A 13,733-nucleotide genomic window follows, 5' to 3' on the forward strand; every position below is an offset into this window, starting at 1 on the left:
AAACCCGGCCGCGCCGGTGACGGCGATCACATCGCCCAAGGCATCGGCTCCATCGGGTCGCAGCGCGTCGTCATCTCGCGCACGGCCCCTTCCTGTATGGCCAGGGTCACCTCGGTCAGATGCAGCGCATAGGCCCCCGAAAGGCGGCTTTCGCGGCCCTGCGCGATCGCGTCGAGCATCTCGGCCGGGCCCAGCGCGAAATCCATCCGCGCGGCGCCGCGCCGACCGGGCTTGGGTTGAGGCGCGCCCTTGAGCGAAACGTCGCGGGCCAGCGGGCTTTCGAGCAGGCGGCGGCGCAGGCGCATCCGGCGGCGGTAGCGCACGGGGGCGTGGTTGTCCCATGCGCGGGCGACCTCGATCACGCCTTCATCCGCGATCACCCGCAGCCGGTGGTCGTGCGGGGCCGCGATCGAGCAGGTGAGCCGCGCCACGGGGCCGGTTTCGAAGAACAGCGCCGCCACCGAGAAATCCGGCGCCGCATGGCGCACCCCCGGCTTGTCTGGGATCACTTCGGCCGCTGCCGACACCACCCGCGCCACGGGGCCGAAATGCGCGATCAGCCATGACAGCCAGTACCCCGCATGTTCGAGCGTGCAGCCGGTTGCGAATTCGTCCTCGGCGGGCCATGGCGCGCCGCTTTCGCTGATCCAGTCCTGATAGGGGGCCTGCGGGATGAAGCCGTCGTCGAGCTCGGCATAGATCAGCCGCGGCGCGCCTCCCACACCCATGCGCAGCGCCCGCCCCAGCCCCTGCGCCGATTGCGACAGAACCGAGGAGGGGGCCGTGGCGAGTTGCAGGCCCCGCGCGCGGGCGAGGTCGTGCAGCTCGCGCGCGGTCTCCATGTCGGTGACCATCGGCTTTTCCGACCAGACATGGCGGCTTGCCCGCAGGCAGCCGCGGGTGATCGTGGCATGGCTGCGGGGGTTGGTGAGGTTGAGCACCAGCCCGTCATGCGGCAGGGCCGCGCAGGCGGCGGCCGCGTCAGGCAGCGGCGTCACGCCCCAATGCGCGCAGAATGCGGCCTGCCGCGCGGGGTCACGGTCATGGGCGCCCAGCACCCGGATGTCGGGGTGGGCCTTGAGGCTGCGCATGTAGAGATCGGCGACATAGCCGCATCCGATCACCGTGACATCTTTCATCGTGGCGCGGCTCCGTCCGGTCAATGAGACACCCGACCGCTTCCGGTCCGGCGCCGAGTGGTACAAAAGGGACGTGGCGGCAATGCGGCGGCCACGAGGTTCTTGGGGCATGGCTATTCCAGCCCGCGGCTCTCGCCAAGGGGCCGGTGCGACACGGGGAACGGAGAATGGAGTTCGATCACGGAGCGGGCCGGGTGCGGGTCAACATGACCGATCGCGCGGCGCTCATCGCCGAAGTGGCGGCGCGGCAGCGACAGAGGAAGGGCTTCGCGCTGGCGACGCTCAATCTCGATCACCTCGTGAAGCTGCGTCACGACGCAGGGTTCCGCGCCGCCTATGAGGCGCAGGATCTGGTGACCGCCGACGGCAACCCGGTGGTCTGGCTGTCGCGGCTGGCGGGCCGCGAGGTGGCGCTTCTGCCCGGCTCCGACCTCGTCGTGCCGCTGGCGCGCGAGGCGGCGGCGCAGGGCGTGGCGCTGGCCTTCATCGGCGGCACCGAGAACAGCCTCGCGCGCGCGGCCCATGCCCTGGAACGGCTCGTGCCGGGGCTTCGGGTCGTGGCGCGGATCGCGCCGCCGATGGGCTTCGACCCCGATGGCGCCGAGGCGCGCGCTGCCCTCGACGCCGTGGCCGAGAGCGGCGCGGGCCTCGTCTTTCTCGCGCTGGGCGCGCCCAAGCAGGAGCGGCTCGCCGCGCGGGGCCGGGCTCTGCAGCCCGAGCTGGGCTTCGTGTCGATCGGCGCGGGGCTCGATTTCCTGGCGGGTACGCAGCAGCGTGCGCCGCGCCTCGTGCGCAGGCTGGCGCTCGAATGGCTGTGGCGTGCGGGTTCGGACCCCAGGCGTCTCGCCGGGCGCTACGCGCGCTGCGCCGCGATCCTGCCGGGCCATGCGCTTCGGGCGTGGCGGATGCGGAGCTGATCGGTTCGCGGGATCGCCCCCGTGCATCCGGCCTGTGCAACCGCCCGGTGCAGCTGACCTGTGCAGTGACGCGCCAAGATCGCGGGGTGGGCGGGGTTTCGCGGAGGGCAGGCCACGGCTATCTTCGCCGCGATCCCCAGCAAAGGCGCCCAAGATGCCCCCCATCGTGTCGGTCCGTGACCTGACCAAGACCTATTCGGGCGGATTCACCGCCCTCGACCACGTGTCGCTCGATATCGAGGAAGGCGAGATCATCGCGCTGCTCGGCCCCAACGGTGCCGGCAAGACCACGCTGATCTCCACCGTCTGCGGCATCACCATGCCATCTGGCGGCACGGTCGAGGTGGGCGGCCACGACGTGGTGCGCGACTGGCGCCGCGCCCGCGACATGATCGGCCTCGTGCCGCAGGAAATCTCGCTCGAACCTTTTTCGACCGTGTGGAACAACGTGCGCTTTACTCGCGGGCTGTTCGACCGTCCCCGCGACGATGCCTATCTGGAGCGGCTGCTGCGCGACCTGTCGCTGTGGGAAAAGCGCGACGCCAAGGTGATGGAGCTCTCGGGCGGCATGAAGCGCCGGGTGCTGATCGCCAAAGCGCTGAGCCATGGCCCCCGCGTGCTGTTCCTCGACGAGCCGACGGCGGGCGTCGACGTGGAACTGCGCCGCGACATGTGGCGCGTGGTCGCGCGGCTGCGCGAGGAGGGGGTAACCATCATCCTCACCACGCATTACATCGAGGAGGCCGAAGCCATCGCCGACCGGATCGGCGTCATCTCCAAGGGCCGGATCATGCTGGTCGAGCGCACCGAGGACCTGATGGCCCGTCTCGGGCGCAAGGAACTTCGGATCGAGCTGACCGAACCCGTCTCGGAGCTGCCCGAATCGCTCAGGCGCGAGGGCCTTATGCGGGCCGAGGACGGATCGGCCTTGATCTACACCTACGACACCCGCGCCGAGCGCACCGGCATCACCGCGCTTCTGGCCGATATCCACGCGGCTGGGCTGCAACTGGCGGACCTCTCCACCAGCAATTCCAGTCTCGAGGAGATCTTCGTCGATCTCGTGAAGGAGGACGCGGCATGAACCTCGGCGCCATATCCGCGATCTACAAGGCCGAGATGGCCCGCTTCTTCCGCACCCTGCTGCAGAGCTTCATCTCGCCCGTCATCTCGACCTCGCTCTACTTCGTGGTCTTCGGCTCGGCCATCGGCAGCCGCATGGATCAGGTCGAGGGGGTGGATTACGCCGCCTTCATCATCCCTGGGCTGATCATGCTCTCGGTGATGACGCAGGCCACCTCGAACGCCAGCTTCGCGATCTATTTCCCGAAGTTCATCGGCACGATGTACGAATACCTCTCCGCACCGATCAGCTTTCTGGAGGTGACGCTCGGCTTCGTCGGGGCGGCGGCGACCAAGGCGCTGTTCATCGGCCTCGTGATCCTGGGCACCTCGTTCCTCTTCGTGGATTTCACGATACTGCACCCTCTGGCGATGCTGTCCTTCCTGCTGCTGACCTGCATCAGCTTCTCGCTTCTGGGCTTCATCATCGGCATCTGGGCCAAGAATTTCGAGCAGTTGCAGCTGATCCCGCTGCTAGTCATCACGCCGCTGGTGTTCTTGGGCGGCAGTTTCTACTCGATCTCTATGCTACCTCCGGCATGGCAGATCGTCACCCGGTTCAACCCGGTGGTGTATCTGATCTCGGGCTTCCGCTGGTCCTTCTTCGGGCAGGCCGACGTGTCGATCGGCGTGAGCCTCGCCGCGATCAGCCTGTTCACGGCGATCTGCCTCGGGATCATCTGGCTCATCTTCCGCACCGGCTGGCGCATCCGCTCCTGACCTTGTGATGGGATCGTGCGGGGCCTAGATGTCAGCCATGATGAATTGGCTGCCGTTCCGCCCCAAGGGCCCCGTCGTTTCGGTCATCCGCCTGCAGGGCGCCATCGGCGCGGGCGGCCGCGGTCTCGATGATGCGGGCATCGCCGCGATGATCGAAAGAGCATTCAAGCGCGGCAAGCCCGCCGCCGTCGCCATCGAGATCAACTCGCCCGGCGGCTCGCCGGTGCAATCGGCGCTGATCGCCGCGCGCATCCGGCGGCTGTCGGAGGAAAAGAGCGTGCCCGTCATCGCCTTTGTCGAGGACGTGGCGGCGTCGGGCGGCTACTGGCTGGCCAGCGCCGCCGACGAGATCTTCGTCGATCGTGGCTCGATCATGGGCTCGATCGGCGTGATCTCGGCTGGCTTCGGCGCGCATGTATTCCTCGAACGCCACGGCGTCGAGCGCCGCGTGCACACCGCCGGGAAATCCAAGAGTTTCCTCGACCCGTTCCGTCCCCAGAACCCGGAAGACGTGGCGCGGCTCGAACGCTGGCTCGGCGAGATGCACGACTACTTCATCGATCATGTGAAGAGCCGGCGCGGCGCGAAGCTCGCCGACGACCCGGACCTCTTCACCGGAGAGATCTGGATCGGCGCACGCGCGGTCGAAAAGGGCCTCGCCGACGGGATCGGGCATCTGGTGCCGGTGCTTGAGGCGCGTTTTGGCGACAAGATGCGCCTGCGACGCTATGCCAAGCGCCGGCCGCTGCTGAGCCGCATCGGCGCGGCTCTGGCGGGCGAGACGCTGGGGGCCATCGAAGAGCGCGCAAGCTTCGCCCGCTTCGGTCTTTGAGATGCTGATCAAGATCGTCACCCTGTTTCTGGTGGGCATGGTCGTGCTTGCCATGTTCGGAAAACTGCGGCTTCCCAAGCCGGGCGGACCCAAGGGGCTGCTCGGCCGGGGCCGCTGCGTCGCCTGCGGGCGACCGAGGATAGGCAAGGGGCCGTGCCCCTGCGGAAAGGACAAGATCTAATGGACTGGCTGATGGTGGCGGCGGGGCTCGTGCTCCTCGTCTTCGCGGGGGATGCGCTGGTGAAGGGGGCGGTGAACCTCGCTCTGCGCCTGGGGATACCGGCGCTGATCGTGTCGCTCACGGTCGTGGCCTTCGGCACCTCCGCGCCCGAGCTTCTGGTCTCCATCGACGCGATCCTCAAGGGCACGCCGGGCATCGCGCTGGGCAACGTCGTCGCTCCAATGTCGCCAACGTGCTGCTGGTGTTGGGCATTCCCGCGCTGATCACCACGCTGCATGCGAGCGGTGGCGCGGACACGCGGTCGAGCTTTCTGCAGATGATGGGTGCGACGGTGCTGCTCATGGCGCTGGCCTTCACCGGGGTGCTGAGCTGGTGGGCCGGTCTGGTGCTGCTGGCGGCGCTGGCGGCGATGCTGATCCACGCCGCCCGCGCCGCTCGAAAGCACCGTAACGGCCGGTCCGACGAGGAGGAGGAGGTCGAGGGCGCCGACCCGCGCATGCGCGGCTGGAAGGTCGCGGCCTACCTGCTGGCCGGCATCATCGGACTGCCCGTGGGCGCCGACCTGCTGGTCAGCGGCGCGGTCTCGATCGCCGAGACCTACAACGTCTCCGACGAGGCGATCGGTCTCACTCTCGTGGCGATCGGCACCTCACTTCCCGAGCTTGCCACCACCGTCATGGCCGCTATTCGTCGTCAGGCCGATGTGGCGATGGGCAACGTGATTGGATCGAACATGTTCAACCTTCTCGGAATTCTCGGAGTGGCGAGCCTCGTGGGGCCGATCCCCGTGGGCAGCGACTTTCTCGGCTTCGACCTGTGGGTGATGCTGGCGGCCTCGCTGCTGCTGGTGCCCTTCGTCTATTGGGGTCGCGACGTGACGCGCGGCTGGGGCGTGGCGCTGACCGGGCTCTATGTCGCTTACGGCGTCTCGGTGCTGGCATGAAGGCGCGGGCTCTCGTCACCGGGGCCGGCACGCGGCTGGGCCGCGCCATGGCGCTCGATCTGGGACGGCGCGGTTTCGACGTGATCGTGCATTACAACACCTCGCACGGCCCGGCCGAGGAGGTGGTGGCCGAGATCCGCGCCATGGGTCGGGAGGCCCATGCGCTGGGCGCGGACCTGCTCGATGAGGCCGCGGTGCAGGGGCTGATCCCGCGCGCGGTCGAGGCGCTGGGCGGGCCGATCACCTGCTCGTTAACTCGGCCTCGATCTTCGAGTATGACAGCATCGAGAGCGGCACCCGCGAGAGCTGGGACCGCGCCATGGAAAGCAACCTGCGCGCCCCCGTGGTGCTGACGCAAAAGGTGGCCGAAGGCATCACAGCGCCCGCCCATGACGCGCGTGGCGAGCCCGTGGCCCAGGGGCTCGTGGTCAACATCATCGACCAGAGGGTGCGCAAGCTCACGCCCGATTTCATGTCCTACACCATCGCCAAGATGGGGCTGTGGGCCTTTACCCGCACGGCGGCGCAGGCGCTGGCGCCACGGCTTCGGGTCAATGCCATCGGCCCCGGCCCGACGCTGCAGGGCGCGAACCAGTCCGACGCGCATTACGCGGCCCAGCGCGCCAACACGGTGTTGGAGCGCGGCTCCAACCCCGAGGATATCTGCGCGGCGCTGGGCTATTTCCTCGACGCGCCCGGCGTCACGGGGCAGCTTCTATGCGTCGATGGCGGCCAGCATCTGGGCTGGCAGACCCCGGATATCCAAGGCCACAACTGATTCCGCGCGCAGCTCGGGCACCGGCTCATCCACTCGATTGTCCACCGGGGCTGTGCGCAATCTGTCCCGGAGGAGCGCCGGGATGAAATCTTTGCGATCCGAGGCGGTTTGCGTAGGGAAAACAGGGGGATGGGATGTGCCTAAAAAGCGGGCAAACTTATCAACCCGCTGACTATCCACAAGAAATCCCTGCCGTCCCGGCCCTGCCCACATCCTTATCCCCAGAAACGGTGGACAGCTTTGCATGAGGCGCGGGGATAACTAGATTGCAGGGCCAGCGCCTGATCCCGATATGGACCGCATGACCGACACCCAGACCGCCACGCCCGATGCCCCTCTCACCGGCCACGAGCTGATCCGTTCGCAGCTGCGGCTGATCGACGGTTCGCCCGGGGTCTACCGGATGCTCGATGCCGAAAGCCGGGTGCTCTATGTCGGCAAGGCGCGCAACCTGCGCGCCCGGGTGTCGAGCTATGCCCGGCCCACGGGCCATTCGGGCCGGATCGCGCGGATGATCCGCGAAACCGCGTCGATGATGTTCCTCACCACGCGAACCGAGACCGAGGCGCTGCTTTTGGAGCAGAACCTCATCAAGCAGCTCAAGCCGCGCTACAACGTGCTTTTGCGCGACGACAAGTCCTTCCCGAACATCCACATCTCGGCGCATGATTTCCCGCAGATCGGCAAGCATCGCGGCGCCCGCAAGGGCGAGGGGCAGTTCTTCGGCCCCTTCGCCAGCGCGGGCGCCGTGAACCGCACGCTGAACCAGCTGCAGCGCGCGTTCCTGCTGCGCAACTGCACGGATTCGGTGTTCGAGGGCCGCACGCGTCCCTGCCTGTTGCACCAGATCAAGCGTTGCTCCGCGCCCTGCACCGGCGAGATCAGCCGCGAGGATTACGCGCGCTCGGTCGAGGACGCGGTGCGTTTTCTGTCGGGCAAGTCGACGCAGGTGCAGGAGGTGCTGGGCCGCCAGATGGCCGAGGCCAGCGAGGCGATGGAGTTCGAGCGCGCCGCCGCCTTGCGCGACCGGATCCGGGCGCTGACGCAGGTGCAGACCGCGCAGGGCATCAATCCGCGCGGCGTGTCGGAGGCCGACGTGATCGCGCTCCATGTCGAGGGCGGGCAGGCCTGCGTGCAGGTCTTCTTCATCCGCGGCAACCAGAACTGGGGCAACCGCGACTATTATCCGCGCGTTTCGGGCGAGGAGGACCCCTCCGAGGTCATGCAGGCCTTCGTGGGCCAGTTCTACTCCGACCGCGAACCGCCGCGTCAGTTGATCCTGAGCCACGGGCTCGACGATCCCGAGCTGATGGCCACGGCGCTGTCGGACAAACTCGGCCGCAAGGTCAAGGTGATCGTGCCCCAGCGCGGCGAAAAGGCCGAGCTGGTCGAGGGCGCGCAACGCAACGCACGCGAGAGCCTGGCCCGCAAGATGAGCGAGACGGCAACCCAAGGACGGCTGCTGCGCGGTCTGGCCGAAGCTTTCGGCCTCGACGAGGCGCCGCGCCGGATCGAAGTCTACGACAACTCCCACATCATGGGCACCGACGCGGTGGGCGGGATGATCGTCGCGGGGCCCGAGGGCTTCGAGAAGAGCCAGTACCGCAAGTTCAACATCAAGGGCACCGAGATCACGCCGGGCGACGATTTCGGCATGATGAAGGAGGTGCTGACGCGCCGCTTCTCGCGGCTCCTCAAGGAGGATCCGAACCGCGAGAGCCCGTCCTGGCCCGATCTTCTGCTCATCGATGGCGGTGCGGGGCAGGTGAGCGCGGTGCAGGAGATTCTCGACGAACTGGGCGTCGACGACGTGGCGATGATCGGCGTCGCCAAGGGCGTCGACCGTGACCACGGTAAGGAGGAGTTCCACCGCACCGGCATGCGGCCCTTTGCACTGCCCAGAAACGACCCGGTGCTCTACTTCGTGCAGCGCCTGCGCGACGAGGCGCACCGTTTTGCCATCGGCACCCACCGCGCCAAGCGGTCCAAAGCCGTGGGTGCGACGCCGCTCGACGAGATCGCGGGCGTGGGTGCCACGCGCAAGCGCGCCCTTCTGGCACATTTCGGCTCGGCCAAGGCGGTGAGCCGCGCCAACCTTGCCGATCTCAAGGCCGTGCAGGGGATTTCCGAAAGCCTCGCCGAAAAGATCTACGGTCACTTCCACGAACACGGCTGAGGCCGGGCGGGCCACTTTGCTCTGAAAACACTCCCGCCCGAGGCGGACCGCCGGTCGATGCGGGGTGGGCAGGGCGCAGGGTGGACGCTGGCTCTGGCAAGACCGGGGGCGCCGCGCTATCTCTGGTGCATGACATGGACCTTGCCCAACATCCTCACCGTTCTTCGCCTCCTCGCCGCTCCCGGCGTCGCAGTGATGTTTTTGTTCTTTGCCCGACCATGGGCCGACTGGTTCGCGCTGGTGCTTTTCGTCACCGCCGCCGTGACCGATTTTCTCGACGGCTACCTCGCCCGCGCCTGGAAACAGGAATCGAAGTTCGGCGCGATGCTCGATCCGATCGCCGACAAGGCGATGGTGATCATCGCGCTTCTGGTCATTACCGGTTTCTCGGGCATGAATCCGTGGATCCTGTTGCCCGCCACGCTGATCCTGTTCCGCGAGGTCTTCGTTTCGGGTCTGCGCGAGTTCCTCGGAGCCAAGGCGGGGCTGTTGAAGGTGACCAAGCTCGCCAAGTGGAAGACCACGGCGCAGATGGTCGCCATCGCCGTGTTGTTTTCCACCGGGGCCTTCGAGCATTACTTCGTCATGGAGAGCTTCGGCATGGATGAGACCATGATCGATTCGGTTCTGTCGGGTGGCACGCCGGACGAGGTCGGACTTGTCTGGAAATACTGGGGAATGATCATAAGCTGGTGGGCGGGGATCGTGCTTTTGTGGATCGCGGCGGTGCTGACCCTGATGACCGGGTGGGATTATTTCGCCAAGGCGCTGCCGTTCCTGCGCGAGGCGCCTGCACCTGCGCCGGGCCGGAGCCGTGCGCCATGATCGACATCGTCTATTTTGCCTGGGTGCGCGAGCGCATCGGCCTGCCCCGCGAGCGGATCGAGACCGAGGCCGCCACCGTTGCCGATCTGGTCGAGGAGCTGTGCGCCCGCGAGGAGCGTTATGCTGCGGCGTTCTCGGATGTCGCGGCTTTGCGCGTGGCGCTCGATCAGGAACTGTCGGAGTTCGACGCGCCCCTCGCGGGCGTGCGCGAGGTCGCGTTCTTTCCGCCGATGACCGGGGGCTGAGATGCAGATTCGCGTGCAGGAAGGGCCGTTCGACGCGGGCGCCGAACTCGACGCCTTCAGCCATGGCCGTCACGAGGTCGGTGCAGTGGTGAGCTTTACCGGCATCGTGCGCGACCGCGAGGGGGGGCTGATCCGGATGGAGATCGAGCATTATCCCGGCATGACCGAATCCGCGATCACCGCGATTGCCGAGACGGCCAAGCGCGCTGGGGTCTTGCCGATCTCCTGGTGATCCACCGTCACGGCGCGCTGCCATTGGGTCAGCCGATCATGATGGTGGCCACCGCGGCCGCGCATCGCCGCGCCGCCTTCGAGGCGGCCGAATACCTGATGGACTACCTCAAGTCGCGCGCCCCCTTCTGGAAGAAGGAGGTGACGCGGTCGGGCGCGCATTGGGTCGAGGCGACACCCGAGGACGAGGACGCGCTATCGCGTTGGTAGGGGCATTCACCTCGTCTTAGGCGGGTGGCGCATGGTTGCGCGATCACCCTCAGACAGGGGTTTTCATGCCGCCCGAGCCTGATCAACCGACCGATCCCTTTGCCCATGCACAGGCCCTCGACCTCGCCGATGCCCCCCGCCTCGTGCGCGAAGCCTTGGCCGAGCGGCGCACCGAACTGGCCTATCAGCCTGTCATCGTGACCAGAACCGGTGACATCGCCTTTCACGAGGGGCTGATCCGACTGCGCGATCATGCCGGGCGGCGGCTCCCGGCGCGACACTTCCTGCCCGGCGTGGAGGACACGGCGCTGGGCCGCGAACTCGATCGCGCCTCATTGCGCGAAGGGCTCGAGGCGCTGCGCCGCAACCCCGCGCTCAGGCTTTCGATCAACATGTCGGCTCGATCGATCGGCGACGGGCGTTGGCGGCGCGCGCTCGAGGACGGGCTGGCGCGCGGACCCGGCATCGGGGAGCGACTGATCCTCGAAATCTCCGAAACCTCGGCGATGACGCTGCCCGAGGTGGTCTGCCGCTTCATGGCCGAGATGCGGCCGCGCGGGGTGGGATTCGCGCTCGATGAATTCGGCGCGGGACAGACCGCGTTCCGGTACCTGCGCGACTTTCTATTCGACCTCGTCAAGATCGATGCGCATTTCGTACGCGGCATCGATGAAGATCCCGACAACCAAGTGCTCTGCGGCGCGCTGGTCGCCGTGGCACGGCAGTTCGGCATGGCGCATGTCGCCTGCGGGATCGAGACCGAGGCCGAGGCGAAGACGCTCGCTGGGCTCGGTGTGAATTGCCTGCAGGGCTATCTCTGGGGCCGCCCCGCCCGTGCGCCCGGACCAGCCGCTCGAATGCCGTTGCCCTGACGGCAAAGGCTGGTAGGCTCACCCCCGATCCGGGGTTCCGGCGCGTGCCGCCCCCTTTGTCAGGGAGAGTTTCATGACCAATGTCGTTATCGCCTCGGCCGCCCGCACCGCGGTGGGCAGCTTCGGCGGCGCCTTCGCCAACACCCCCGCGCATCAGCTTGGCGCAACCGTGCTCGAAGAGGTCGTCAGCCGCGCCGGTGTCGACAAGGCCGAGGTGAGCGAAACCATTCTGGGTCAGGTGCTGACCGCCGCACAGGGCCAGAACCCCGCCCGCCAAGCGCACATTATCGCGGGCCTGCCGCAGGAGGCCGCCGCCTGGGGCCTCAACCAGGTCTGCGGCTCGGGCCTGCGTGCCGTGGCGCTCGGCGCCCAGCATATCCAGCTCGGCGATGCCTCGATCATCTGCGCCGGCGGTCAGGAGAGCATGTCTCTAGCCCCGCACGCCCAGACGCTGCGGCAGGGCCAGAAGATGGGCGACATCAAGCTCACCGACACGATGATCAAGGACGGCCTGTGGGACGCGTTCAACGACTACCACATGGGCACCACCGCCGAGAACGTGGCGGGCCGTCACCAGATCACCCGTGAGATGCAGGACGAGTTCGCCGTCGCATCGCAGAACAAGGCCGAGGAGGCCCAGAAGGCAGGTCGCTTCAAGGACGAGATCGTCCCCTTCACCGTCAAGACTCGCAAGGGCGATATCGTCACCGACGCCGATGAATACATCCGCCACGGTGCCACCATCGACGCCATGGCCAAGCTGCGTCCGGCCTTCTCCAAGGATGGCACCGTGACGGCGGCCAACGCCTCGGGCCTCAACGATGGTGCCGCCGCGACGCTGCTGATGTCGGTCGATGAGGCGAACCGCCGGGGCATCACGCCGCTGGGCCGCATCGCTGCCTATGCCACCGCCGGTCTCGACCCGGCCTTCATGGGCGAAGGCCCGATCTATGCGTCGAAGAAGGCGCTTGAAAAGGCTGGCTGGTCGGTCGACGATCTGGACCTGATCGAGGCGAACGAGGCTTTCGCCGCGCAGGCGCTTGCGGTGAACAAGGAAATGGGCTGGGACCCGGCCAAGGTGAACGTGAACGGCGGCGCCATCGCCATCGGTCACCCGATCGGCGCCTCGGGCTGCCGCGTTCTCGTGACGCTGCTGCACGAGATGCAGCGCCGGGACGCAAAGAAGGGCCTTGCCACGCTGTGCATCGGTGGCGGCATGGGCGTCGCCCTGTGCATCGAGCGCGACTGACGTGACCTGGACCGCCCCCCGACAACTCGTGTTTTCAGGGGGCGGTCTGCGCTGCTTCTGGCAAGGCGGCTTCATGGAGAGGCTCGGCCAGCGCGCCGAGATCGCGCCCGAACGCATCTGCGGCGTCTCGGGGGGGGCCTTGTCGGCCGCGGCCCATGTCGCGGACCGCGAACGCAAGCTGCTCGATGCGATGTGCGCGGCCTTCGAGGAGCAGGACAGCAACCTCTTCGACCGCGAGGCGGGCGATATCAGCCCTCACCAACGGATCTATTGCAAGGTCGTCTCGAAGGTGCTCGACGAGGCGGCGGCCCGGGCCGTCGCGCATGGACCGCGAACCCAGATCCTGATCGCGCACCCGCCCGCCGGGGGTCTGCCCAAGATCAGCGGCGTCGCCGCGGCGCTGGCCTATGAGGCCGAATTGCACCTGATCAATTCGCCGCATTTCTTCTGGGCAAACAAGCTGGGTCTTGAGGTCAGCTTGGTGGATGCGAACGCCGCTGCGCGCGAGGGGCGGCTCGTCGATCTGGTCTGTGCCGCGGCGGTGATCCCCCCGGTGTTCGAGCCGCCCGATTGGGACGGGCGCCCGGTCGTCGACGGCGGCATGGCCGATCAGGCCCCGATGCCCGAGCCCGACGAGGGCGAAACCCTGGTGCTGCTCACCCGGCGCTACCGCAAGTTGCCGAATGTGCCGGGGCGGCGCTACGTGATGCCCTCTGAAGAAACTCCCGCCGACAAGATCGATTTCACCGATCCGGGCAAGCTGCGCCGCACTTGGGAGCAGGGCGCACGCGACGCCGAGGCCTTTTGCGACGAGGTTGGGCTTGTTTGACCCTGCGTGATGCGAGACTGTCAAGACAGGCTGAACTGCATGTGAGGGAGAGAGCAGAGATGGCAAGAACGGCACTCGTGACGGGGGGCAGCCGCGGTATCGGCGCCGCCATTTCCAAGGCCCTAAAGGCGGAGGGCTACAGCGTCGTCGCAACCTATGCGGGCAACGACGAAAAGGCAGCGGCCTTTACCGATGAGACCGGCATCGCCACCTACAAGTGGGACGTGGGCGATTACGAGGCCTGCAAGGCGGGCATCACTCAGGTCGAAGCCGAGCATGGCCCGGTCGAGATCCTCGTGAACAACGCGGGCATCACCCGCGACGCGCCGTTCCACAAGATGACGCCGCAGCAGTGGCGCGAGGTGATCGATACCAACCTCACCGGGTTGTTCAACATGACGCATTGCGTCTGGCCCGGCCTACGCGAGCGCAAGTTCGGCCGTATCATCAACATCTCCTCGATC

At 67.3% G+C, this 13,733-nt stretch carries 13 protein-coding genes and 3 pseudogenes; 15 read left to right on the top strand and 1 reads right to left on the bottom strand.

Translation table 11 applies throughout. The annotated features are described in order from the left end of the window. Positions 1-26 precede the first annotated feature (26 nt). On the bottom strand, positions 27-1,139 hold the full coding sequence (locus MBELCI_RS11905) for a Gfo/Idh/MocA family protein (RefSeq protein WP_021694465.1): 1,113 nt from the start codon (positions 1,137-1,139) through the stop codon (positions 27-29). Positions 1,140-1,306: 167 nt separating this feature from the next. Here MBELCI_RS11905 and MBELCI_RS11910 point away from each other — a divergent pair, with 167 nt between their 5' ends. From MBELCI_RS11910 to MBELCI_RS11980, 15 genes and pseudogenes are all read left to right on the top strand, one after another. Next, positions 1,307-2,056, top strand: a complete 750-nt coding sequence (locus tag MBELCI_RS11910; protein WP_021694466.1) for a WecB/TagA/CpsF family glycosyltransferase — start codon at positions 1,307-1,309, stop codon at positions 2,054-2,056. A gap of 154 nt (positions 2,057-2,210) precedes the next feature. After that, a complete protein-coding gene (locus tag MBELCI_RS11915; protein WP_021694467.1) occupies positions 2,211-3,140 on the top strand; it encodes an ABC transporter ATP-binding protein in 930 nt (309 codons plus the stop codon). Continuing rightward, entirely contained in the window at positions 3,137-3,898 is a 762-nt protein-coding gene (locus tag MBELCI_RS11920; protein WP_021694468.1) for an ABC transporter permease, read from the top strand. Before MBELCI_RS11915 ends, MBELCI_RS11920 begins: the two co-directional genes overlap by 4 nt. Before the next feature lie 37 nt (positions 3,899-3,935). Beyond that, positions 3,936-4,730: a S49 family peptidase gene (locus tag MBELCI_RS11925; RefSeq protein ID WP_200861272.1), complete on the top strand. Its 795-nt coding sequence runs from the start codon at positions 3,936-3,938 to the stop codon at positions 4,728-4,730. Between the two features lies 1 nt (position 4,731). Continuing rightward, positions 4,732-4,911 carry a hypothetical protein gene (locus MBELCI_RS11930; protein ID WP_021694470.1) on the top strand — a complete coding sequence of 60 codons (180 nt, stop codon included), beginning with the start codon at positions 4,732-4,734 and terminating at the stop codon, positions 4,909-4,911. After that, a pseudogene (locus tag MBELCI_RS11935) lies at positions 4,911-5,854 on the top strand (calcium/sodium antiporter). Before MBELCI_RS11930 ends, MBELCI_RS11935 begins: the two are co-directional and overlap by 1 nt. After that, positions 5,851-6,632, top strand: a pseudogene (locus tag MBELCI_RS11940) (SDR family oxidoreductase). The pseudogenes MBELCI_RS11935 and MBELCI_RS11940 overlap by 4 nt, the downstream one beginning before the upstream one ends. A gap of 301 nt (positions 6,633-6,933) precedes the next feature. After that, a complete protein-coding gene (uvrC, locus tag MBELCI_RS11945) occupies positions 6,934-8,808 on the top strand; it encodes an excinuclease ABC subunit UvrC (protein WP_021694474.1) in 1,875 nt (624 codons plus the stop codon). A gap of 129 nt (positions 8,809-8,937) precedes the next feature. Further along, positions 8,938-9,633, top strand: coding sequence for a CDP-diacylglycerol--glycerol-3-phosphate 3-phosphatidyltransferase (gene pgsA, locus MBELCI_RS11950; protein ID WP_045320084.1), 696 nt, complete (start codon positions 8,938-8,940; stop codon positions 9,631-9,633). Further along, complete coding sequence (gene moaD, locus MBELCI_RS11955) at positions 9,630-9,878, top strand: molybdopterin converting factor subunit 1 (RefSeq protein ID WP_021694476.1); 249 nt, start codon at positions 9,630-9,632, stop codon at positions 9,876-9,878. The genes pgsA and moaD overlap by 4 nt, the downstream gene beginning before the upstream one ends. Position 9,879: 1 nt before the next feature. After that, a pseudogene (locus tag MBELCI_RS11960) lies at positions 9,880-10,319 on the top strand (molybdenum cofactor biosynthesis protein MoaE). Between the two features lie 65 nt (positions 10,320-10,384). Next, complete coding sequence (locus MBELCI_RS11965; protein ID WP_045320085.1) at positions 10,385-11,191, top strand: EAL domain-containing protein; 807 nt, start codon at positions 10,385-10,387, stop codon at positions 11,189-11,191. A 73-nt stretch (positions 11,192-11,264) separates the two neighbouring features. Then, a complete protein-coding gene (locus MBELCI_RS11970) occupies positions 11,265-12,440 on the top strand; it encodes an acetyl-CoA C-acetyltransferase (protein ID WP_021694479.1) in 1,176 nt (391 codons plus the stop codon). A 28-nt stretch (positions 12,441-12,468) separates the two neighbouring features. Next, positions 12,469-13,269 carry a patatin-like phospholipase family protein gene (locus MBELCI_RS11975; RefSeq protein ID WP_369385451.1) on the top strand — a complete coding sequence of 267 codons (801 nt, stop codon included), beginning with the start codon at positions 12,469-12,471 and terminating at the stop codon, positions 13,267-13,269. Between the two features lie 59 nt (positions 13,270-13,328). Continuing rightward, positions 13,329-13,733, top strand: a 405-nt coding sequence (locus MBELCI_RS11980) for an SDR family NAD(P)-dependent oxidoreductase (RefSeq protein ID WP_045320087.1), incomplete at its 3' end; no start/stop codon positions are given.

The organism is Limimaricola cinnabarinus LL-001 (assembly GCF_000466965.1).
Classification (GTDB): Bacteria; Pseudomonadota; Alphaproteobacteria; order Rhodobacterales; family Rhodobacteraceae; genus Limimaricola; species Limimaricola cinnabarinus.